Source organism: Rhodococcus phenolicus, assembly GCF_001646785.1.
In the GTDB taxonomy this organism is placed as follows: domain Bacteria; phylum Actinomycetota; class Actinomycetes; order Mycobacteriales; family Mycobacteriaceae; genus Rhodococcus; species Rhodococcus phenolicus.
In genome coordinates, this window is sequence record NZ_LRRH01000039.1 from 34,528 (window position 1) to 55,305 (window position 20,778).

The window sequence follows — 20,778 nt, forward strand, 5'->3', positions numbered from 1 at the left end:
GGTCCGTATATGAAACAGGTTACAGTTCCGCGGCGACACGATACCCTTCCCGGATCGCTTCCCGCACCGTCCGCGGTGCGACACAGTCGCCGACTCCATTGCGCCCCACACCGGCGAGTTTGTCATCCGGTAATCCCGCTGAGCAGTCCACGAGCAGCGCACCCGGGACGGTGGTCGCCCTCCCCGTGATCGGGTGCGCCAGATGAACTCCCGCCGGGTCGACCGCGCGCACCGTGACACCGCGGTACCGGGTGATGCCGGCACGCCCGAGTCGTGCGTTCGCGCCGACCAGGTCACCGGTGGGCGCGAGCCGCGAACCCGCGACCGGATCGCACGTCGCGTAGTGCACCCGGTGGCCGAGCCCGGCCAGGTGTTCGGCGACCGCGACTGCGACGGGCCCGCCGACCGGATCCCACACGAGTATCGTCCGCGGCCCCGCCGGGGGGTGATCCAGAACCCCGCGTGCGGTCGTGTAGCAGGCGGCGTCGGCAGCGACCGGAAAGCCGGGGGGCCGGGGCCGGCTGCCGGTGGCGAGCACGATCGTGTGCGCGGCGGCGTGAGCAGCGTCGAGGTCGGCCTCGGTGACGGTGGCGCCGGCGCGCAGGTCGACCCCGGATTCGCGGCATCGGTCCTCGAGCCAGTCCGCGAGGGCCGCGAGCCGGCCGCGTCCGGCGCCGGCGGCCGCGGTCCGCAGCATGCCGCCGAATCGGTCGCCGCGCTCGCGGACCTGCACGCGGTGCCCGCGGGCGGCGAAGGTGCGCGCCGCCTCGAGACCGGCGGGACCCCCGCCGACGACGAGAACGTTGCCGGACCGGCCCGCAGGCGGGTCGATCTCGGACTCGTGCCCGGCTTCCGGGTTGCCGACACATCCGACCACCGGATTGTGGAAGTCACGGACGAGGCACGCCTGGTTGCACAGCACACACGGTCGCGGCGCCCGTCCGTCACGCACGGTCGCGACGAGCTCGGGGTCGGCGATCTGCGCCCGGGTCATCTCGACGGCGTCGCAGACCCCGTCGTCGAGCGCCCGCTGCGCATGGCCGGCGTCGACGATGCTGCCCTGCAGCACGACCGGCACGGCTCCGTCGACGGCGACGCGGATGCGGCGGCAGGTGTCCTCGTTGAACCCGGGCTCGGTGTGCGCGTCGGGCCGGTACGCGCCGGGGGTGAACAGGCCGCCGCGCACCACGGTGAGCAGGTCGAGACGCGGTGCCAGCCCGGCCGCGTACCCGGCGGCGAGTTCGGGAGTGATACCGGCCCAGGGCGCGTTCTCGTCGCAGCTCAGCCGGAGCGCGAGGACCCGGCCGGGACCGAGTTCGCCTCGGACGGCGTCGATCACCCGGCGCAGCAGCAGCGGCCGCTCGGTGCCGTAGCGGTCGGTACGCAGATTGGTCAGCCCGGAGAGGAACTGCCGCAGCAGCGCACCCGGGCCGGCGTCGAGTTCGACGCCGTCGACGTCCGCGGCGACCGCGATCGCGGTGGCTCGGCGGAACCCGTCGACCACCGCGTCGATGTCGGCGACGCTCATCTCGGCGGGAAGTTCCCGCGTCGCCGGGTCCGCTACCCGCGACGGTGCGTGCAGCGGTGATCGGGTCCAGGCACTCGATCCCTGCAACCCGGTGTGACCGAGTCCGGCGAGCACGAGCGTGCCGTGTGGCCGGCACGCGGTGACCACCTCACTCCAGCCCGCGCCGCACTCCTCGGCCAGCGGCGCCCGCTCGTACGGATGGTCGGCCGGGTGCACCGACGCGACCTCGGTGACGACGACACCTGCACCGCCGCGTGCGCGGCGGGCGTAGTAGTCGACGTGGCGCCGCGAGAGTGACCGTCCCGCAGCAAGATTCGTCTCGTGCGGACCGAAGATCACCCTCGCCGATGCGGTACGTCCGGCGAGGGTGATCGGGTCTGTGAGCACGGAGTCTCGTATGTCCGGGCTCGATCAGATGCCGAGGTCCCGGCGGAACCCGTCCGGCACGAAGACGTCGTCCGGGGTCAGATCGTGGATCGAGTCCTTGCCCAGTCCCACCAGCGCGGAACCGATTCCGCCGCTGAGGATGTCGAGAACGTTCTCGACACCGGCCTGACCGTTGGCGGCGAGACCCCACAGATAGGCGCGGCCGATGAGCACCGCCCTCGCACCGAGCGCAAGGGCCTTGACGACATCGCTGCCGCGACGGATACCGCCGTCGAGCAGCACCTCGACGTCCTTGCCGACCGCCTCGACGATCGCCGGGAGCGCCCGGATCGGGGCGGGCGTGCCGTCGAGGTTGTTGCCGCCGTGGTTGGACACCGAGATCGCGGTGACACCGGCGTCGACTGCCCGCTTGGCGTCGTCGACCCGCATCACACCCTTGAGCATGAACGGACCGTCACCCCACTGCTCACGCAGCCACGCGACGTCCTCCCAGGTCGGCAGCGGGGTCCCCATCCATTCTCCGTAGGCACCGAAGAAGGTGGGTGCCGCGCCACCGGGCGGGGTGAGATTCGGCGTCGTGAGATCCGGCAGACCGAGCGACTTGGCCCACTGCAGCATCCACTTCGGGCGGGTGATGCCCTCGGGCGCGAACTTGATCATCGCCTCGAGGTTCATCTTCTCCGGGATCGCCGGGCTGCCCCAGTCGCGGCCGTTCGAGAACGACCAGTCCAGGGTCATGATCAGGCCCTTGGCGCCGGCCGCGCGGGCGCGTTCCATGCGCTGGACGAGCACGTCGCGGCTGCCCACCCAGTACATCTGGAAGAAGGTCTTGTCGTTGACCGCGGCGACGTCTTCGATGGACTTGCTCGCGAACGACGACAGGCCCATCGCGGTGCCGCGGGCCGCAGCGGCCCGCGCCACGGCGACCTCACCGTCGGGGTGCACCGCCTGCACACCGGTCGGCGAGATCATCACCGGCAGAGACACTTCCTGCCCGAGGATGGTCGTGCCCATCTCCCGTTTGCCCGAGAGCCCGGCGACATGCGGAGCGAACCCGAGCTCACGGAACGCGGCAGTGTTGTCGTCGACGGTCAGGCCCGCTTCGGAGCCGGCGACGAGCGCACCGTAGACGGATTTCGGCAGCCGCTTGCGGGCGCGCTGCTGCGCGATCGCGACGGTCTCGAACCAGGGGTCCTGGGCCCACGGGTTCTTCAGCCAGGAAGGCTTGGCCATTGTCTGTGGTCTCCTCGAGAATTACAGTCCTGCGAGCGGGTTCTCGTCGCAGAACTTGGCGGGGGGCTTGGTGAGCAGGGTCAGCGGAACCGGCGCCTGCGGGGTGCGGCGCTCGGCGCGCTTGCCGGTACGCGAATGGTCGACGCTGGACTGCGGCACGGTTCGATCGGCCTCGAGCGCGGGCTGCCCGTAGCCCTGAACGCATTCGGGGTCCGGGCCGTCCATCGGCAGGCCGGTGAAGAACTTCGCGGCCATGCAGCCGCCGCGGCACGCGTCGAAGAAGTTGCACGAGCTGCATGCGCCGGCGGACTGCGGTTCGCGCAGCTCACGGAACAGGTCGGAATTCTTCCAGACGGAGGCGAACCCGCCGTCGGTGAGGATGTTGCCGGCGTGGAAGTTCTCGTGGATCGCGAAGGGGCACGCGTAGACATCGCCGACCGGGTCGATCAGGCACACCACGCGGCCGGCGCCGCACAGGTTCAGGCCGGGCAGCGAACCGGCGCCGCTGTCGGCGCCGAACGCGGACAGGTGGAAGAACGAGTCTCCGGTGAGCACACCCTCGCCGTGCGCGACGAGCCAGTCGTAGAGCTGCCGCTGTTGTTCGTGGGTGGGATGCAGATCGTCCCACACGTCGACGGCGCGCCCGGACGGGCGCAGTCGCGTGATGCGCAGGGTCGCACCGTATTTGTCGGCGAGAGCCTTGAACTCGTCGAGCTGGTCGACGTTCTCGCGGGTGACGACGACGGAGATCTTGGCGTCGCGGAACCCCGCCTCGGACAGGTTCTCGAGCGCACGCACGGCCATCGCGAACGAGCCGGGGCCGCGGACAGCGTCGTTGACCTCGGCGGTCGCGCCGTCGAGGGAGATCTGCACGTCGACGTAGTCGGAGGCGGCCAGTCGCGCGGCGACCTTCTTGTCGATACGCACGCCGTTGGTGGAGAACTTCACGCCCACCTGGTGTTCGGTGGCGTAGTCGACCAGTTCCCAGAAGTCCGAGCGCACGGTGGGTTCGCCGCCGCCGATGTTGACGTAGAAGACCTGCATGCGCTGCAGTTCGTCGATGATCGCCTTGCACTGCTCGGTGGACAGCTCGTTCGGGTCGCGTTTCCCGGACGAGGACAGGCAGTGCACGCACGACAGGTTGCAGGCGTAGGTCAGTTCCCAGGTCAGGCAGATCGGGGCGTCGAGGCCCTTCTCGAACTGGTCGACGAGGCGACCCACCTTGGGTGGCGCGGTGGTGACGGGCGGTTCGAGCAACGAAGTCATGGGCTGGTCCTTGCGTGGGCTGGTCCGGGTCTCAAGCGGGGACGATCATGTGGGAGTCGGCCAGCGTGCCCAGGGCATGCAGATAGGGCCGCTCGGCGTTCTCGTCGATCCCGTGGGCGCGCAACGCGTCCCGCACCGAGTCGTGCTGGTCCAGCGACCGGACGACGTCGACGATCACGGTGTTCTTCAGGAACGACAGCTTGCGGGTGCCGAAGTGGTAGAGCAACGCCCCGAACGGCTCGGGGCGAAGCGCTACCTGCGGGTGGAGCCGCCACGTGGCGCCCGGATCGAACTGTGCAGTTGCCACGGCGGTGGCTCCGGGTGCGGACATGATCAGTACACGCCGCACATGCCGTCGATGGAGACCTCTTCGACGAGGGACTCCTCGATCAGCTCGGACTCGATCACCGCGTTGTCACGATCGGACATGTTTCCTCCTCGGTTCTTCACACTGTTTCTGCACTCCACCAGGGAGGAGCAGGAGGCCACAGCCGGGGTTGCACTGTGACTCGGTTCACCACTGTAATGGCATCGAGTGCAGAATGTCATCCATGGATCGAGGGAAAAATGCGTAGCCGCCGGAAACCGTCCGCTCGGACAGGTAGGCGCCCCTCCACAACGAGGGAGGGACTCAGCGCCGTCGGCATCGAGTTGTTCCGCGAACGCGGATTCGACGAGACCAGCGTCGACGAGATCGCCGAAGCCGCCGGGATCGCCCGGCGCACGTTCTTCCGGTACTTCCCGTCGAAGAACGCCGTGCCGTGGGGCGACTTCGACGAGCACCTCGCGCACATGCGCGCGCACCTGGCCGAATTTCCGGACGACACTCCACTACCCGAGGCCCTGACCTCGGCACTGCTGGACTTCAACACCTTCCCCGAGTCCGAGGCTCAGCGGCACCGGGCCCGGATGGAGCTGATCCTGCGCAATCCGACACTCCAGGCGTATTCGTCGGTGATGTACCAGGGATGGCGGCAGGTCATCGCCGAGTTCGTCGCGCGCCGCACCGACGCCTCGTCCGACGATCACTTCCCGCGCACCGTCGGCTATCTCGTACTGGCCGTGGCGGTCTCGGCGTACGAGCAGTGGCTCACCGACGATTCCGCCGAACTCCCCGATCTGCTGGCCTCGGGGATGCGCACGCTCTACAGTGGGCTCAATCCCCCGGCCGTACCACCGAACGAGGCTGCGTCTTGACCGTGCTCGATTCCCTCGCCCCCTGCACTCCCGGACGCTGGACGCACGACCACGTCACCGTCGAGCGCGTCGACGCCGGACCGTTGACGTTGCGGCGCAACGACGGCCGCCTGCACGTGACGCATTCACTCGGTCCCGCCGATCTCAGCGAGCGACTCGTCGCCGGCGTCACCGCGTCCATCGAGGACGCCGATTTCGGGCAGGACGAGTTCGAACTGACGATGGTCGGGCTGGTGCGTTCGACCGTCCCCGACGCACTCGACGCCTGGGTCACCTACTACCGCAACTCGCTGGGCGAACTTCTGGACGGCACAGCGGATTTCGCTCCCATCCACGACAAGGCCGAGGAACTGGCGCGCGGTCGCGTACTGGACCTCGGGTCCTGCTTCGGGTTCCTGCCGCTGCGACTGGCCCGTGCGGGCGCAGCGGTGACCGCCACCGACATCCTCCCGGGCACCATGTCCCTCCTCGACGCCGTCGCCCCTCGCCTGGGCCTGCCGGTCGACACCCTCGTCTGCGACGCCGCGCACGTGCCGGTTCCCGATCGCAGCGCCGACACCGTCACCGCGATCCACCTGCTCGAGCACGTCGACGACACGATCGGCGACGCGGTGGTCGCCGAGGCGCTGCGCATCGCGCGGGAGCGGGTGGTGATCGCGGTGCCGTGCGAGGACGAGGCCACCGCGTGCCACGGTCACGTGCGCACCTTCGACCTCGACGCACTGCGACGACTCGGGGAATCCACGGGCCGCGACTTCGAGGTGTTCGAACATCACGGCGGGTGGCTGGTACTCGACGCATCCTGACGAACCGAGGAGAACCATGACCGGTGCCCCTACGAACGGCAAGGTCGATTTCAAGAAGACCCTGGACACCTACCGGGCCGCTCGCGGCGAGTTCCGGGTCGTGGACGTGCCGGACATGCAGTACCTGATGATCGACGGCCACGGCGACCCGAACACCTCGCCGGAGTTCACCGCGGCCGTCGAAGCGTTGTACCCGGTGGCGTACAAGCTGAAGTTCGCGAGCAAGCGGGATCTCGGGCGCGACTACGTGGTCCCACCCCTGGAAGGGCTGTGGTGGGCGGAGAACATGGAGTCGTTCACCACGGCACGGGACAAGTCGCGGTGGGACTGGACGATGATGCTCTTCGTGCCGGACTGGATCGGACGCGAGGAGTTCGCCGGTGCCGTCGACCGGGCAGGAGCGAAGAACGGGCCGGCGCGTCTCGGCGACGTGCGCCTCGAAACGCTGACCGAGGGCACGTGCGTACAGACACTGCACGTCGGTTCGTTCGACGACGAGACCGCCGTGCTCGAGCGTCTGCACCACGAGTTCGTCCCCGGCAACGGATTCCGTATGGCGGGTAAGCACCACGAGATCTACTTCAGCGATTTCCGGAAGATCGCGCCGGAGAAGCAGCGCACGATCCTGCGGCAGCCGGTCGCACGCTGAGCTTCCGTTCTGTGTGGATTCGTGTCCGCCACGCGAACACGAATCCACACAGAAGACGAACCGTGTTCGGAGCTGTCATTGCACGGAGATGTCGCGGCGACGCAGTGCCGCGACGCCGGCCGCGGCGAGCAGCACCGCCACGACGGTGAGCACGATCAACGGCATTGCGCGCAGGTCGGCGGCCGGCAGTGCCGGGACGTGGACGAACGGCGACAGATCCATCACCCACTGCGGCAGGTTCAACAGCGGGCCGATCTGGCCGATGAGCACCCACACCGCGAACAAGGCCCACGCGACGCTCGCCGCGCGCCGGGGAAGGGCGCCGACGCACAGAACCGTCGCGGCGGCCACCAGCAGCACGGCCGGGACGAACGCGAGCGAGGCCGGGAGCAGATCGCCGAGCGGCCCGCCCGGGTCCCCGATCGCGACACCGTACGGAATCGCAACCGCGACACCGAGAACGATGTGCAGGACCACGATTCCGACGACGACCACCGCGACGTGCGAGAGCATCCACCGGATGCGCCCCAACGCGGTCGACAACAGCGGTTCGACGCGGCCCGACGTCTCCTCGCCGTGCATGCGCAGCACCGACTGCACCGCATACGCGGCAGTGAAGAACGACATCATCAGGAAGATCACGGCGAAGTAGGCGTCGGTGAGCGCTTCGGCGCCACCGCCGAGCTGGGTCATCATGTCGGCGACGCCGCCGCCCTCGTCGAGGAAACTGTCCATCTCGTTCGCGACGCTGCCGTAGGTCGCGCCGAGCACGACGATGCCCAGCGCCCACCACATCAGCGTGGTGCGCTGCATGCGCCACGCGAAGCCGAGTGCGGTCGGCAGGTGCGCCGCCGCGCGGGCCGGCCCGGGACGCGGTTGCACGAGCCCGGCACCGTGATCGCGGCGGCCGGTCAGCGCGTAGGCGAGCCACACCGCCGCCACCGCGAATACCGCGAAGATCGCGAACACCCACCACGCGTCGACGTCGTACGGCCGGACCTGCTGGGCCCAGCCGATCGGGCTCAGCCACGAGGGCCACGCACTGGTGACCCGGATCCCGCTCTCGTCGACGCTGCCGGTGGTGTCACCGACCGCGCGCAGCAGGAACGACAGGCCGAGCGCGGCCCCCGCGAGCCCGTTCGCGGCGCGGGATCCCTGGGCGACCTGCGCCGTCACCGCCCCGACCCCGGCGAAGGCGAGGCCCGTGGCACCTGTGGCGGCTCCGAGCGCGACCGAACCGGCGACCGGCAGGCCGAACGCGACGGAGACGACCGCGAGAAGCACCGCCAGCACGACGTCGGTGGCGAGCGCGACCAGCAGCGCGGCGGTGAGCATGGCCCGGCGCCCGACGACGGCGGCACCGACCAGTTCCGCACGCCCCGTCTCCTCGTTCTGCCGGGTGTGCCGCACCACCATCATGGAGTTCATCAGTCCGGCCGCGAGGGCCAGGAACAGCAGCGTCTGGGCGGTCACGACCGCTCCGAGGCTGTCGCCGGACACCAGACCGTTGGTGGCGAGCACCACCGGGGACACTGCGGAACTCGCCGCGATCAGATGCAGATCCGCAGGGGTCGGGTACAGGTCCTTCAGGCTCCACACCGACACCGCGTACACGAGCACGAACGCCACCAGCCACACCGGCACCTGGACGCGGTCCCGGCGCAGTGCCAGCCGGATCAGCCGGCCGGTGCCGGCGTAGGCGGGACTCGTGTGCCTGCCGGTCGCAACCGTGGTCATTTCCTGCTCCCGTCCGCCACCTCGTCCCCGTAGTGCCGCAGGAACAGCTCCTCCAACGTCGGTGGTGTGCAGGTCAGCGAGGTCAGGTCGAAGTCGAGCAGGCGCCGCAGCACCGCGTCGAGCTGCGCGGTATCGACCTCGCAGCGCACCCGCAGTCCGTCGATCTCGAGGTCGTGCACGCCCGGGTGCTCACCGAAACCGGCGGCGGAACGGGCGGTCTCGGCCCGGATCGAGGTGCGGGTCAGGTGCCGGAGTTCGCTCAGCGTTCCCGATTCGACGGTGCGTCCCCGCCGGATGATGGTGACCCGGTCGCACAGGGCCTCCACCTCGGAGAGGGTGTGACTGGACAGCAACACCGACCGGCCGTCGGCGACCGCCTCGCGCACGCAGTCCCGGAACACCTCGTCCTTGAGCGGATCCAGCCCGGACGTCGGCTCGTCGAAGAGGAACAGTTCCACGTCCGAGGCCAGCGCGGCGACGATCGCGACCTTCTGCCGATTTCCCTTCGAGTAGGTCCGGGCCTTCTTGGTGGGATCGAGATCGAACCGTTCGAGCAGGTCGTCGCGGCGACGTTCGTCGATGCCGCCGCGCAGCCCGGCCAGCAGGTCGATGGCTTCGCCGCCGGTCAGATTCGGCCACAGGTTCACATCACCCGGCACGTACGCCAGCCGCCGGTGCAGGTCGACGGAGTTGCGCCACGGGTCACCGCCGAGCAGCTCGACCCGCCCCGAATCGGCGCGCAGCAACCCGAGCAGGATGCGGATGGTGGTGGATTTGCCGGCGCCGTTCGGGCCGAGGAAGCCGTGTACCTCCCCGCGGCGCACCTCGAGGTCGAGTTCGTCGAGGGCCCGGGTCGGGCCGAACGATTTGACGAGTTCGAACGCGGTGAGTGCCGTCGTCATCCTCGGCACGTTACTCCCGGACGGGGGAATGACGGGGGTGCTCCGCGACAGATTGTGTCGGGTCGCCGGAACGCCCTGCCCGTCACGGCGCGGTCGCGGTTCTCGACCGGCCGGGAACGGCGCGGTCTCGGTCCCGCAACGCGGTGGAGGTACATTGTCCGATTCGTAACGAACTGTGGCCGGTGGTCGATACCGAAACGAATCGTTGTTTCCCGTCACCGCATGCCGGGGTTGTCGTCAGTGGAGGTTGTTCTGTGGGTACCCGACTTCGTCGTGGAGTTCTGACCGCGGCCGTGTGCGCCGCGGCGGCGGTCGCAACCGTCGCATCCACCACGCAGGCCGCCGCCACCCCCGTGTACCCGCCGCTGCCGGCGGACCCCTTCTACCGTGTGGTCGCGCAAGCCGACGCCTCCGCACCGGGTGATGTTCTCGGCATCCGGCGCATGCCCACCCCACCGGGGATCGTGGGCGCCGACACCTGGCAGATCAGTTTCCGCTCCACGAACTCCCAGGGTCATCCGATCACAGCGGTGACGACCGTGTTCGCTCCCGTGGGCAAGGCGCCCGACGGGCCGCTGCTCTCGTTCCAGCACGTGATCAACGCCCTCGGTCCGCAGTGTGCACCGTCGCAGACGCTGTGGACCACCGACCCGAACCTGGCGGTCCGTGAGGCCGTCGGCCTGAACGTCGCGTTGCAGCGCGGATGGACGGTGGCGATCCCGGACCATCTCGGACCCACCAGCGCCTACGGCGCCGCCAAGCTCGGCGGCCAGATCACCCTCGACGGCATCCGGGCGGTCCAGCGCGCAGCCGAACTCCAGGTCGCGAACAGCCCGGTCACGCTGGCCGGGTACTCCGGCGGCGGAATGGCCACCGGGTGGGCGGCCGCGCTCGCACCGAGCTACGCCCCCGAACTGAACATCGTCGGAGCCGCGATGGGCGGCGTCCCGATGAACCTGCGGAAGATGGCCGACGGTATCGGTACCGAGCCGCACCCGGTGTTCGGGCTGGCGTTCGCCGCGGCGCTCGGACTCGAACGCGAATATCCGGACCGCATCAATCTCACCGGACAGCTCACCCCTGCCGGGCTCGCCATGCGCGACGGGCTCACCGCGGCGTGCACCAACGACATCCTGCGGATCGGGGCGGGCGGGAGTCTGCCGCAGGTCAGCCCGATCAGCCGGTTGACCGACGAGCCGGGCGCGCTCGCCGTCGTCGACGAGAACAGCCTGGAACTGTTCCCGGGCGTGCCGGACATGCCGATCTTCGAATGGCACAGCCCCACCGACGCTCTGATCCCGGTCGATTCGATCGTCGCCACGCTCGCCCGGTACTGCGCTGCGGGCGCCCGGGTCCAGAGCCTCGAGACTCCCACCCCCGATCACATGTCGGCGGCGGTGCTCGGCCTCGGGCAGGCGCTCGACTTCCTGAACAAGCGGTTCGCGGGCGAGGACACCCCCAGCACCTGCTGACCGTCCGGTCAGGTCTTCCGGGCGGTACCCGCCGCCCGGAAGACCCGTCTCAGATGAGCCCGCGCTTGCTCGCCGCGTACACCGCCTCGGCACGTCGGCCGACACCGAGCTTGCGCATGATGTTGCTCACGTGGAACTTCACCGTGGTCGCCGAAATGAACAGCTGCTCACCGATCTTCGCGTTCGACAGGCCCGCGGCGAGCAGTCGCAGCACCTCGAGTTCCCGGTCGGTGAGCTGCTCGGTGGGCGCGACCTTTCCGCTGAGGGTGCGCACCACCGCCGCGGCGCTGCGCGAATCGAACGCGCTCTCCCCTCGCGACACCGCACGGATCGCGCGGACCAGTTCGGTGGTGTCGACGTCCTTGACGACGTAGCCGCGCGCGCCGGCGTGCACGGCTCGCACGACGAGCTGCTCGTCGAGGAAGGTGGTGAGCACGAGCAGACCGATCCCGGGATGCGCGGCGGACAACTGGCTGCACAACGTCAGCCCTTCGTAGTCCGATCCGGCAGAGAGCTTCAGATCCATCAGCACGATGTCGGGACGCATCCGGTCGACGAGCACGAGGGCCTCGTCCTCCGCCGACGCCTCCCCGACGACCTCGAGGTCCGGTTCGCGGTCGAGGATCGAGCGCAGCCCCTGCCGGAGGATCGCATGGTCGTCCACGAGCACGATCCGCACGGTGTCCCGACGGGTCCGCGGCGAGGTCACCGTCATGACTGTTCTCCTGTTCTGGCCGCATCCGTATCCTGCGGAGCGTTTTTCGGGACGGGAATACGTACAGCGACCCGGACGCCTCCGATCCGGGCCCGCCGCACCTCGAGCCGTCCACCGAACTCGTGGGCGCGGGCCTGCATGTTCGCCAGGCCGCGGTGCCGCCCGTCGAGGTCGCTGCCTGCGGCCAGGCGCAGCATCACGCGGATGCGCGCGGGATCGCCGTCGCCGTCGTCGGCGACGGACAGCAGCACCGACTCGGGACCGTACGTCAGCCGCAGCACCGCACGGGTCGCGTTCGCGTGCACCACGGCGTTGAACAGTGCCTCCCCCGCGATGCGCAGCAAGGCGTGCTCGACGTCGCCGGACAGTTCGACGGGGGTGCCGCCGACCCGGATCACGATGTCCAGTTCGCCGGGGGTGTGCGCGACCCGCAGCTGCTCGAGCATCTCCGGCAGCGACGACCGATCCGCGTCCGACGGATGGTTGAGCGCATAGATAGCCGACCGCAGCTGCTCGACGGCACGGCGGGTCAGTTCCTTCGCCAGATCGAGACGCTCGGACCGTTCGCTGTCGGGAATATCGCTGCGGCACACCTCGATCTGCATGCCCGCCGACAGCACGGCCTGCGTGACGCTGTCGTGCAGTTCGCGCGCGATGCGGTGCCGCTCCTCGTCGAGCGCCTGATGCCGGTGAGCTGCACCGAGCTGCCGTTGCGTCCGCTCCAGTTCACGCAGGGTCGCTTCGAGCTCGGCGTTGCGCGACTGCAGGTCGGCGGCGGCCCGGTTCGCTTCACGATAGGCCTCCTCGGCACGTTCGAGCAGGAGCTGCCCGCGCTGGTACAGCGCCGAATTCTGCAGGGCCACAGCGGTTTGACTGGCCAGGATGGACAGCACCGCGCGATCGGTCGCATCGAGGGTGCGATGCTCCGGGGTCCACGCCGCGATCGCCCCGGCGACACCGCCACCGAGCACGATCGGCACGAACGCATGATGACCGTCGACGATCGGGTCGCGTTCGACGGTGCCGGACCGGATGTCGTCGAGGCAGCGCACCACCTCCTCGGGAAGCGGTGGCCCCTCGACGTTGTCGACGAGGAACGGGGTGGCGTCGGGTCCGAGCACGAGGCGCCGGGGCCCGGCGTCGGGCAGCATGCCGTCGGTGAGTGCGAACACCACCCAGCGGGCACTGAGATGCGCGCGGGCGGCCTCGGCGACCGCGCAGATCAGCGTTTCGGGGCCTTCGACAGTGCGCACCAGCGCCCGCGAGATGAGTTCGAGGGCGTGCACGACCCGTTCGAGACGTTCGGCAGCGCCCCGGTACTGCGGATAGAAAGTGGGCTTGCCCGACCGCAGACCGGTGAGCTGGGACAGATCGGGGGCCGCCGGGTTCACAACGCCGCCCGGAACAGCGCGACCATCTGTTCGTGGGTCGCCGCGCGCGGGTTGGTGGACATGCACGCGTCGCGCAGGGCTCCCGCGGCGAGCCGGGTCAGATCTTGTTCTCGCACACCGAGTTCCCGCAGTCCCCTGGGCACCCCGACCTCCCGTGCGAGGCGTTCGACGCGGTCGGCGACGGCGAGTGCGGCCTCCTGGTCGGGACCGCGGTGCTCCTCCAGGCCCAGCGCCGCGGCGATCGCCACGAACGGCGCCGGGTCCGCGGCGGCGTTGAACCGGATCACGTGCGGGAGCAGCACGCCGTTGATGACGCCGTGCGGCTGGTCGAGCAGGCCGCCGACCTGATGGCTCATCGCGTGCGCCGCGCCGAGAATCGCATTCGTGAATGCCAGGCCGGCTTCGAGGCTCGCCTGCGCCATGGCGGTACGGTGCGTCATCTCGTGAGGTTCGTCGATGGTGTGGACGAGTGTGCCGGTGACCATCGCGACGGCCCGCAGCGCGTGATGATCGGTGAGCGGATTGTGCGCGCGGGAGACGAATGCCTCGATGCCGTGGGTGAGCGCGTCCAGCCCGGTCGCCGCGTTCAGGTCGTCGGGCATGGTGGTGAGCAGCCGCGGGTCGATGACCGTCAGGTCGGGCACCAGGGACCGGCCGATGATGGTGATCTTGGTGTTGCGGGTGGTGTCGGTGACGACGCAGAACTGCGACACGTCTGCGCCGGTACCGGATGTGGAGGGCACCATCACCATCGGCGGGATCGGCAGGGGCGCCCGGTCGACTCCCTCGTAGTCGAGGATGCTGCCGCCGTTCGCGGCGAGCACCGCGATACCCTTCGCCGCGTCGATCACCGAACCGCCCCCGAGCCCGACCAGCACGTCGCACCCCTCGGAGCGGTAGAGCTCGTGGCCGGCAGCCACCTCGAAATCCTTCGGATTCGGCGTCAGCTCGCTCCACACCACCGGGGTCAGGCCCTGTTCGTCCAGGTGGCGGCGAAGTTCGTCGACCCACCCTGCCTCGACGAGCCCGGGATCGGTGACGAGCATCGGCCGGCCGCCACCGAGACGCACGGTCGCGTGCGCGGCCTCGGCGAGCGATCCCGCGCCGAACACGATCTCGGGGGCATGGAACTTCGCGAGCGTCGGTGTCTCCCGGCGCCCGGCGGTCCCCGATTCGCTCCGACGTTCCGGTATGGCGACGGCCACTGCTGCACTCCTGACGGTCCCCGGCGATCCGGCGTGTGATCCAGCTTACGGTCCTTCGAGCGTAGGCCGGGTGGGCGGCCGGGGCACCGGGTCGACGGGTAGGGCCGGTACCTGCCCGATCGGGTAGGTGAGGGGACGACTCGTCCGGATCGGTCGCTGCACCGAATACCTGTCGGGAGGACGGCGCCGAGGAGGCAGAGCCATGAACGTTCCCACCGCGGGATTCTTCGAACGGGCCGCGAGACGGGTGATCCTGCCCCGGATGCCGCACACGGAGGGGCCCGGCGCCCCGGCCGGACTCACGATCGATCGCGCTCTGGAGTCGGTGCCGCGCCCGAGCCGGGTGGTCGCGTATCGCGACGAGGACACCGACTGTGTCGCCCTGGTCGTCGGGGACGCGACCGGAGCCGACGACGTTCCGGTCCACGCCGTCCCCGAGGAACAGCTGATCCTGGAGGCCCGGCGCAGTCACGAACCCGTCGAGATCCTCGTGGGTGTACCGGAGGGCAGCGACGCGCGCGTGCAACAGCGCGAACTGCATCGTCAGCTGTCCGACGGCGGCCCGCTGCGCTCCGTGCTGGTGTACTCGGGGGCACGGTCCGTCGTGGTGCGGTGGTGGCCACCGGCCGGTCCGGGCACGGCACCGGACGTGCGTCCGCTCACCCGTGCTCGCCCATGACCACGCCTTCCCGGCGCGGGTCGGCACCTCCGACCCAGCCGTCGTCCTCGCGCCACAGCGCGCTCAGACCGCTGGACTGCGGCGCGACCGACACCTGATGTCCGCGTTCGCGCAACGCGACGACGAGCGGGTCGTGGGCACCGTCGTCGGACCCGTCGACGGCGGGGTGTTCCCCTCCCACACCGGTGACGGGGGTGTTCGCGGCGCCGAACGAGACGGCCGAGACGGCCTGCTGCGGGTCCAGGTCCCAATCGAGCATGCCGACGAGGGTCTTCACCACGAACTGGATGATCACCGAGCCGCCGGACGAGCCGGTGACGAGTACCGGGTTGCCGCGGGTGCCGTCGGGACCGCGCTCGAACACGAGCGTCGGCGACATCGAACTGCGGGGGCGTTTGCCCGGTTCGACGCGGTTCGCGACCGGCACGCCGTCCTTGTCGACGGACTCGGCCGCGAAGTCCGCGAGCTGGTTATTGAGCAATAAACCCGACCAGATACCATCATGGGTGCACGGAAGGAACACCCGCCATGAGCACACCACGCGCCGCAATCTACGCCCGGATCTCCCAGGATCAGAAGCACGACGAGCTGGGCATCGGACGCCAGGAATCGGGCTGCAGGAGGCTCGCCCGGACGCTCGGCTGGGACGTGGTCGACGTGTATGCCGACAACGACATCAGCGCCTACAGCGGCAAGCGCAGACCCGAATACGAGCGCCTGCTGGCCGACATCGCAGCGGGCCGCGTCGACGCCGTGCTGTGCTCGCACCCCGACCGGCTGTACCGCCGCCTGCTCGAACTGGGCCGGTTGATCGACGCCGTCGAACACCACCACACCGCCATCCGCACGGTCAGCGCCGGGGAAGTCGACCTGACCACACCGACCGGCAGGATGAACGCGCGCATCGTCGCGAGCGTCGCGCAGCACGAGGTCGAGCTGAAAGCCGACCGGCAGAAGCGCGCCAACCAGCAGCACGCCGAACTGGGGCACTGGCGCAGCCGCAAGCGGGTGTTCGGCTACGAGCACGGCGGGAAGGAACTCGTAGCGACCGAGGCCGACGCGATACGCCTTGCCGTGCAGGACATCCTGACCGGCACACCCACAGCCGAGATCGCGCGCCGCTGGAACGCTCAAGGCTTGACCACCTCGCATGGCAAGACGTGGGATTCCGGCTCGGTAACGCTGGTACTCAAGAACCCTTGCTACTCGAGGCAAGTCGTCCACCAGAAGCGCATCCTGCACGGCGTGGTCGGCCAGTGGCCGGAAATCTTGCCCTACGAGCAGCACGAGGCACTCAAAGCGTTCTTCCAGACCCGCAGCAAGCCGGCCCGTCCCCGCAAGTGGCAGGGTTCCGGACTGTACCTGTGTGGCAGGTGCAACGACGGCCAGACCCTCATGTCCGGGACACAATCACACGGTGCAGGGCCGTTCTACCGTTGTCCGGTCGGCTTGCACCTGGGCCGCAAGGCAGCGGACCTGGATTTCTACGTGAACGAGCTTGTGGTGCACCGGCTGTCGCGGCCGGATGCGTGGGATCTGGTGAGGAAGCAGCACCAGCTGGACGTGAAGGCGCTGCGCGCGGAACGTGAAGGCTTGGAGGCCCGACGCAATCAACTTGCGCGCATGTTCGCCACGGGAGAGATCGAACACGCACAGCTCAAGGCTGGCACCGACATTCTGACCCCGCAGATCGACGCGCTGGATGCGCAGATCAATGCTGCCGGTCTCCGCTCACCGTTGACCGGCATTCTCGATTCCGGGGATGTACGGAACGCCTACGCAGAATTGTCCGCCGATCGCAGGGCTGTGATAATCGATGCGTTGATGACAGTCACCGTCCTGCCCTGCCCTCGAGGACGCCGGAAATTCGCACCGGAATTCATCGATATTGCATGGAAGTAGAGCGTGTCCGCCACCATCACCTGAGGCCGTCCATCCAGCTACCGAATCTGCCTGAGGCCATCCGTCCAGTCGCCGAAATTCAAGGTCACGATAGGAATCTCGGCTGCATCGGCAAGGGCAACCCGGAACTCGTCCCTCTGCCCCCACCAGTCGTGCACGAAGAACTTCATGTGCTCAAGCAACAAGAAGTAGTCCAAGGGTATCGATTGATCGGCGTTTGATGGATCAGTGATCGCGACAACCAGCAAGCCGAATATCACGCTTGTACTGAGTCGGATACTTCCGTTCTCGCCAATAAGTCGGTTGGGGAGACCCGAATTCGGGTCATACCTTACAAGCTCGAATCCATCGGGGAGTTCATCCCCGTGCCCATGTGTGCATCGATGAATGTGATACACCACATCGGCGATATCCATCTTCCACCGTTCCCCGTTGTGCCGAACAGCGAACCGGGTATTCTCCGGATCGATTCCCGGCATTCCCATCCGACCGAAGACATCGTAGTTGTCGCGTATGAAGGTCTTGAAGCGCGCAGTAACGCCCAGGCTCGGATACGCCTTCTTTGCAGTTCCGTCGACCGCGTTGCACGCGTGCAGCATTGCGGACTCCACATCGTCCGCAATCCACTCGTCGAGTGCCTTCTGAACAGACCTACCAACCTTCACGAACCGGCCCCACCCTTCTCCCACGCCCCACTGTCCGCACTGAAAGTACACGGGTCCTCCGACACGCTCAGATGTCGGCGAACACAAGCGTGCGATCCGGATGCGCAACACCATGCCACCCGATTCGCTACGCTGCTCCGACTTGCTCGATTAGTCCGCTAGCGTCATCGCACCCATTGGTGAACAAGCAAAGAAGAAAGGGAACGACATGTCAGACGCAAACGACATTTACGAGAAGCCTTCGGTGCAAAAATTCATTGATGTACAGATTTCACTCACGGAAGAATTAATACGGAAATCCACATCTGACTCCGACGCCGCCCAACAGAAAAAGAGGATAGCCGAACTCGCCGAGGAGTATCTGGAAGCCGTGGGCAAAGTTCGGACCGACGGACTCGAAATACTGCTCAACACGATCGACCCCACCATCCCGACATTTCAGTTCGTTCCAGCGGACGAAATCTGACAGACACTCCAGAGCACGACACTACGCAAATACGCAGTACGGGATCGACAAGACTGCGTCCTGAGCGATTCACCGTTCCGGCCTGTCCAACCACGGACCGGTACGCCTACCTGCAACTTTCTAATGCTCCCACAGGAATTGCGGCCAGCATAGAGGAGAAGCGCCAGACCAGGGCCAGTCACAATTGCGGTAATTTCACTGGGTAATTACTCCCCCACCCTTTCCTTTCGTGCGCCGTCGTACGCCTGGACCTGCCCGGTCGCCCCGTCGAAGTAGACGAGGAAGGCACCGCCGCCGATGCCGGAGGACTGCGGTTCCACCGGCCCGAGGACGGTCTGCGCGACGACGAGCGCGTCGGCCGCCGTAGCGGAGCACCTCGCACGCCGCCTGCGTCGACACGGGATTGGCGGTCGAGACCGCGAAATCCCCCACGTCGACCGCGAACATCCCGTCGCGGTATCCGGTCGCGATCTCCGGGTTGGTGGACAGATCGCGGCCGGTTTCCTGCGGCGCGGGCGGCGCCGTGAGCGGCGTGCCGTTCGGTGCGGCCGTGCATGCGGCGGACGCGTCCGGTGCGTCGTCCGCCGCCGACGTACACGCGCCGAGCACTCCGACGGCGGCCACCACTGCGATCGCTGCCCGGACACCCGACCGGACCTCGGCTGGCATCGTCACCCGTCCGACGCTAACAGCGGCCGATCGGTCGCCGGGCCGGTTCGACGCGGACGCTCACAGATCGAACTTGGCGGCATACCGGACGAGCGTCTCGATGTGACCGCGGGCCGCATGCAGGTCGAAGCGGGCGTCGCTGAGCAGGTCCAGCATCTCCCGCAGAGTGGCCTCGCCGGCGCTGGGCAGGTCCCGGTCGAACATCTCGAGCGTCTCGACGAGGTCGCCGACCCGCCGATCGAGGGCTCCCAGGTCGCGCCGCAGTGACTGCGCGCGCTCTTCCACGGTGCGGTCGGTCATCGCAACTCCCCCCGCCCAACAGGTGCGCCATCGGGTTTGGGTGCACCGTATCGCCCGGACCCGCGTCCTGCAGCCGAAACCGGGTGGAGTCAGCGCAGGGCGTGGCCGAGTTCGGCGGCGCGGTCGAGGAGCTGGGCACCGTCGCGCGCGACCACGACGCGATCGCACACCTGCGCGTAGTCGGGCATCGCGCACGTCGCCTGCTGCCAGTACCGTTCGGGCTCCGGCGTGATCCAGGCCAGACGGTGCACGCGGCGGCGCAGGTCGGCGAGGCGGTCCGCGCGGGCGGGCAGGCCGTTGCAGCGGCCGTCGCCGACGACGAGTACCGAGGTGCGCGAATCGAAGAGTCCGGCATGGTCCGTGAGCAGTTCGTCGAAGACCCGGCCGTAGTCGCTGGACGCCTCGAGATCCACGGCCGGATGCGCGAGCACCCGCGCCAGCGCCCCGTCGCCACCCCCCGCGAGCAGCTGGGGGGTCACCTCGACGGGCCGGTCGACGAACGCGACGACCCGGCACCGGTGCGCGCGGCCGTGCATGGCCTGCGCGAGACGCAGCGTGAACGCGGTGACCGGCCGCACCGACAGCGACACGTCGGCCAGGACGAGCAAGCGCACCTTGTCCGGCCGGGGCGAGCGGACCACCAGGTGGAACGGCACCCCCTCGGTGCGCATCGAACCGCGGGCGGTGCGGCGCAGATCGAGGCGGCCCCGGGCTCGTTCCCGCGGCCTGGGCCTGGCCGGGCCGCGCATGCGGCGCAGCACCTCGTGGCAGGCCAGGTCGATCTCGGCGCGGTGCGCAGCCGTCGGATCGTCCGGAGCCTCCGCCGGGTCGTCCACCGGAGCATCGACCGCCTGCGCGAGAGCTGCGACGAACGCCTCGACCGCGTCGACGAGCCGGTTCAGCTGCGCCTCGGTGAGCTGTTCGTCGCTGGTGTCGCCGCCGTACGCGCGGTGCGGGTCGTAGGCGTCGAGCCAGGCCAGGATCGCTGCCGGATCGTCCCACGACAGCGAACCCGACACGGCCGCACCGGGATTCGCGGACAAATCGCCGACGGTCGCGGTGGCGGCACGATCGACGTCGACGGTGTAGGTGACGCCGCGGCGCCCGGAATCCGCGCCGGTGTCCACGGACAGGTCCGCGTCCGTCGACGTCATGGACACGTCGTCGTCGTCCTTGTGCGGGTTGAAACCCTTGTCCGCCTCGGGGGTGTCGAACCGGTCACCGACCTCCGCGGCACGCTCGTTGTATTCGGCGTAGCGGGCGAGTTGCTGCTCGTCGTCGATTTCCAGTGCGGCAGGCAGTGATTCCGCGAACTGCGCGCGCAGCGGCGCGTCGCCGTCCTCGGCGCCGACGGTGACCGCGGGGAGGAACAACGCATCGAAGGCGCGGTCGAACCCGGCCTGCTCGTGAGCGTACTTCGCGCACACCGCACGCAGGGCCGCACGCAGGACGTCGCGATCGCGGGCACCGACCAGGCCGAGAACCCTTCGCACCTCGATGGTTTCGGCGGGCGACGAGGCGACCCCGTGGCGTCGCAGGACGCGCGCGAACACCGCCGCGACCACGTCGAGGGGATACGAGGGGCGGCGCGCATCGAGTTCGCTCACAG

20 protein-coding genes and 2 pseudogenes are annotated in these 20,778 nt (G+C 68.8%); 7 read left to right on the top strand and 15 right to left on the bottom strand.

Going from position 1 to position 20,778, the window contains the following annotated elements:
- Nucleotides 1-19 precede the first annotated feature (19 nt).
- From A8G15_RS12260 to mftA, 5 genes are read right to left on the bottom strand one after another with little or no spacing between them, the layout of a single operon-like run.
- Nucleotides 20-1,915, bottom strand: coding sequence for a mycofactocin system FadH/OYE family oxidoreductase 1 (locus A8G15_RS12260; protein WP_245687818.1), 1,896 nt, complete (start codon nucleotides 1,913-1,915; stop codon nucleotides 20-22).
- A gap of 24 nt (nucleotides 1,916-1,939) precedes the next feature.
- Nucleotides 1,940-3,148 (bottom strand): pre-mycofactocin synthase MftD, encoded by a 1,209-nt coding sequence (gene mftD, locus A8G15_RS12265; RefSeq protein ID WP_068159433.1) that lies wholly within the window; start codon nucleotides 3,146-3,148, stop codon nucleotides 1,940-1,942.
- 21 nt (nucleotides 3,149-3,169) lie between these two features.
- Nucleotides 3,170-4,414, bottom strand: a complete 1,245-nt coding sequence (mftC, locus tag A8G15_RS12270; RefSeq protein ID WP_068159434.1) for a mycofactocin radical SAM maturase — start codon at nucleotides 4,412-4,414, stop codon at nucleotides 3,170-3,172.
- Nucleotides 4,415-4,445: 31 nt separating this feature from the next.
- A complete protein-coding gene (gene mftB / locus A8G15_RS12275) occupies nucleotides 4,446-4,745 on the bottom strand; it encodes a mycofactocin biosynthesis chaperone MftB (RefSeq protein ID WP_068159436.1) in 300 nt (99 codons plus the stop codon).
- A 2-nt stretch (nucleotides 4,746-4,747) separates the two neighbouring features.
- Complete coding sequence (mftA, locus tag A8G15_RS12280) at nucleotides 4,748-4,843, bottom strand: mycofactocin precursor MftA (protein WP_068159438.1); 96 nt, start codon at nucleotides 4,841-4,843, stop codon at nucleotides 4,748-4,750.
- Between the two features lie 138 nt (nucleotides 4,844-4,981).
- On the opposite strand from mftA, the gene mftR reads away from it, so the two are divergent.
- From mftR to A8G15_RS12295, 3 genes are read left to right on the top strand one after another with little or no spacing between them, the layout of a single operon-like run.
- The gene (gene mftR, locus A8G15_RS12285; RefSeq protein ID WP_068159441.1) at nucleotides 4,982-5,611 is read left to right on the top strand and encodes a mycofactocin system transcriptional regulator; all 630 of its coding nucleotides are present in this window, start codon (nucleotides 4,982-4,984) and stop codon (nucleotides 5,609-5,611) included.
- Complete coding sequence (gene mftM / locus A8G15_RS12290) at nucleotides 5,608-6,417, top strand: mycofactocin oligosaccharide methyltransferase MftM (protein WP_068159443.1); 810 nt, start codon at nucleotides 5,608-5,610, stop codon at nucleotides 6,415-6,417. The genes mftR and mftM overlap by 4 nt, the downstream gene beginning before the upstream one ends.
- A 16-nt stretch (nucleotides 6,418-6,433) precedes the next feature.
- Complete coding sequence (locus A8G15_RS12295) at nucleotides 6,434-7,066, top strand: GyrI-like domain-containing protein (RefSeq protein ID WP_068159445.1); 633 nt, start codon at nucleotides 6,434-6,436, stop codon at nucleotides 7,064-7,066.
- 75 nt (nucleotides 7,067-7,141) lie between these two features.
- Here the strand turns inward: A8G15_RS12295 and A8G15_RS12300 are convergent, their stop codons facing one another.
- Complete coding sequence (locus A8G15_RS12300; protein ID WP_068159448.1) at nucleotides 7,142-8,803, bottom strand: ABC transporter permease; 1,662 nt, start codon at nucleotides 8,801-8,803, stop codon at nucleotides 7,142-7,144.
- Nucleotides 8,800-9,705: an ABC transporter ATP-binding protein gene (locus A8G15_RS12305; protein WP_068159454.1), complete on the bottom strand. Its 906-nt coding sequence runs from the start codon at nucleotides 9,703-9,705 to the stop codon at nucleotides 8,800-8,802. Before A8G15_RS12305 ends, A8G15_RS12300 begins: the two co-directional genes overlap by 4 nt.
- A 254-nt stretch (nucleotides 9,706-9,959) precedes the next feature.
- Here A8G15_RS12305 and A8G15_RS12310 point away from each other — a divergent pair, with 254 nt between their 5' ends.
- Nucleotides 9,960-11,177 (top strand): lipase family protein, encoded by a 1,218-nt coding sequence (locus A8G15_RS12310; protein WP_068159456.1) that lies wholly within the window; start codon nucleotides 9,960-9,962, stop codon nucleotides 11,175-11,177.
- A gap of 49 nt (nucleotides 11,178-11,226) precedes the next feature.
- Here A8G15_RS12310 and A8G15_RS12315 read toward each other — a convergent pair whose 3' ends face one another.
- From A8G15_RS12315 to A8G15_RS12325, 3 genes are read right to left on the bottom strand one after another with little or no spacing between them, the layout of a single operon-like run.
- Nucleotides 11,227-11,892, bottom strand: a complete 666-nt coding sequence (locus A8G15_RS12315; RefSeq protein WP_068159459.1) for a MadR family response regulator transcription factor — start codon at nucleotides 11,890-11,892, stop codon at nucleotides 11,227-11,229.
- Complete coding sequence (locus A8G15_RS12320; RefSeq protein WP_068159463.1) at nucleotides 11,889-13,283, bottom strand: MadS family sensor histidine kinase; 1,395 nt, start codon at nucleotides 13,281-13,283, stop codon at nucleotides 11,889-11,891. Before A8G15_RS12320 ends, A8G15_RS12315 begins: the two co-directional genes overlap by 4 nt.
- Nucleotides 13,280-14,476 carry an iron-containing alcohol dehydrogenase gene (locus A8G15_RS12325; protein WP_068159585.1) on the bottom strand — a complete coding sequence of 399 codons (1,197 nt, stop codon included), beginning with the start codon at nucleotides 14,474-14,476 and terminating at the stop codon, nucleotides 13,280-13,282. Before A8G15_RS12325 ends, A8G15_RS12320 begins: the two co-directional genes overlap by 4 nt.
- A gap of 214 nt (nucleotides 14,477-14,690) precedes the next feature.
- Between A8G15_RS12325 and A8G15_RS12330 the strand changes: the two genes are divergently transcribed.
- Nucleotides 14,691-15,167 carry a hypothetical protein gene (locus A8G15_RS12330; protein ID WP_245687819.1) on the top strand — a complete coding sequence of 159 codons (477 nt, stop codon included), beginning with the start codon at nucleotides 14,691-14,693 and terminating at the stop codon, nucleotides 15,165-15,167.
- Here A8G15_RS12330 and A8G15_RS12335 read toward each other — a convergent pair.
- A pseudogene (locus A8G15_RS12335) lies at nucleotides 15,148-15,654 on the bottom strand (gamma-glutamyltransferase); the annotation flags it as partial. The gene A8G15_RS12330 and the pseudogene A8G15_RS12335 overlap by 20 nt on opposite strands.
- Nucleotides 15,655-15,695: 41 nt before the next feature.
- Here A8G15_RS12335 and A8G15_RS12340 point away from each other — a divergent pair.
- Entirely contained in the window at nucleotides 15,696-17,069 is a 1,374-nt protein-coding gene (locus tag A8G15_RS12340) for a recombinase family protein (RefSeq protein WP_068159467.1), read from the top strand.
- 38 nt (nucleotides 17,070-17,107) lie between these two features.
- On the opposite strand, the gene A8G15_RS12345 is transcribed toward A8G15_RS12340, so the two are convergent.
- On the bottom strand, nucleotides 17,108-17,758 hold the full coding sequence (locus A8G15_RS12345) for a hypothetical protein (RefSeq protein ID WP_156665361.1): 651 nt from the start codon (nucleotides 17,756-17,758) through the stop codon (nucleotides 17,108-17,110).
- A gap of 184 nt (nucleotides 17,759-17,942) precedes the next feature.
- On the opposite strand from A8G15_RS12345, the gene A8G15_RS12350 reads away from it, so the two are divergent.
- Nucleotides 17,943-18,200 (top strand): hypothetical protein, encoded by a 258-nt coding sequence (locus A8G15_RS12350; RefSeq protein WP_068159470.1) that lies wholly within the window; start codon nucleotides 17,943-17,945, stop codon nucleotides 18,198-18,200.
- A gap of 233 nt (nucleotides 18,201-18,433) precedes the next feature.
- Here A8G15_RS12350 and A8G15_RS29860 read toward each other — a convergent pair.
- The 3 genes and pseudogenes from A8G15_RS29860 to madC form a co-directional block, all read right to left on the bottom strand.
- Nucleotides 18,434-18,875, bottom strand: a pseudogene (locus A8G15_RS29860) (gamma-glutamyltransferase); the annotation flags it as partial.
- A gap of 54 nt (nucleotides 18,876-18,929) precedes the next feature.
- The gene (locus A8G15_RS12360; protein WP_068159475.1) at nucleotides 18,930-19,169 is read right to left on the bottom strand and encodes a hypothetical protein; all 240 of its coding nucleotides are present in this window, start codon (nucleotides 19,167-19,169) and stop codon (nucleotides 18,930-18,932) included.
- A gap of 89 nt (nucleotides 19,170-19,258) precedes the next feature.
- Nucleotides 19,259-20,776 carry a MadC family VWA domain-containing protein gene (gene madC / locus A8G15_RS12365; RefSeq protein ID WP_425415087.1) on the bottom strand — a complete coding sequence of 506 codons (1,518 nt, stop codon included), beginning with the start codon at nucleotides 20,774-20,776 and terminating at the stop codon, nucleotides 19,259-19,261.
- Nucleotides 20,777-20,778 lie beyond the last annotated feature (2 nt).

Coding starts and splice junctions, on each gene's coding strand:
- mftD (WP_068159433.1), bottom strand. CDS start 3,148: ATGGCCAAGCCTTCCTGGCTGAAGAACCCGTGGGCCCAGGACCCCTGG.
- mftC (WP_068159434.1), bottom strand. CDS start 4,414: ATGACTTCGTTGCTCGAACCGCCCGTCACCACCGCGCCACCCAAGGTG.
- mftB (WP_068159436.1), bottom strand. CDS start 4,745: ATGTCCGCACCCGGAGCCACCGCCGTGGCAACTGCACAGTTCGATCCG.
- mftA (WP_068159438.1), bottom strand. CDS start 4,843: ATGTCCGATCGTGACAACGCGGTGATCGAGTCCGAGCTGATCGAGGAG.
- mftR (WP_068159441.1), top strand. CDS start 4,982: ATGCGTAGCCGCCGGAAACCGTCCGCTCGGACAGGTAGGCGCCCCTCC.
- A8G15_RS12295 (WP_068159445.1), top strand. CDS start 6,434: ATGACCGGTGCCCCTACGAACGGCAAGGTCGATTTCAAGAAGACCCTG.
- A8G15_RS12300 (WP_068159448.1), bottom strand. CDS start 8,803: ATGACCACGGTTGCGACCGGCAGGCACACGAGTCCCGCCTACGCCGGC.
- A8G15_RS12305 (WP_068159454.1), bottom strand. CDS start 9,705: ATGACGACGGCACTCACCGCGTTCGAACTCGTCAAATCGTTCGGCCCG.
- A8G15_RS12315 (WP_068159459.1), bottom strand. CDS start 11,892: ATGACGGTGACCTCGCCGCGGACCCGTCGGGACACCGTGCGGATCGTG.
- A8G15_RS12330 (WP_245687819.1), top strand. CDS start 14,691: ATGAACGTTCCCACCGCGGGATTCTTCGAACGGGCCGCGAGACGGGTG.
- A8G15_RS12340 (WP_068159467.1), top strand. CDS start 15,696: ATGAGCACACCACGCGCCGCAATCTACGCCCGGATCTCCCAGGATCAG.
- A8G15_RS12350 (WP_068159470.1), top strand. CDS start 17,943: ATGTCAGACGCAAACGACATTTACGAGAAGCCTTCGGTGCAAAAATTC.
- A8G15_RS12360 (WP_068159475.1), bottom strand. CDS start 19,169: ATGACCGACCGCACCGTGGAAGAGCGCGCGCAGTCACTGCGGCGCGAC.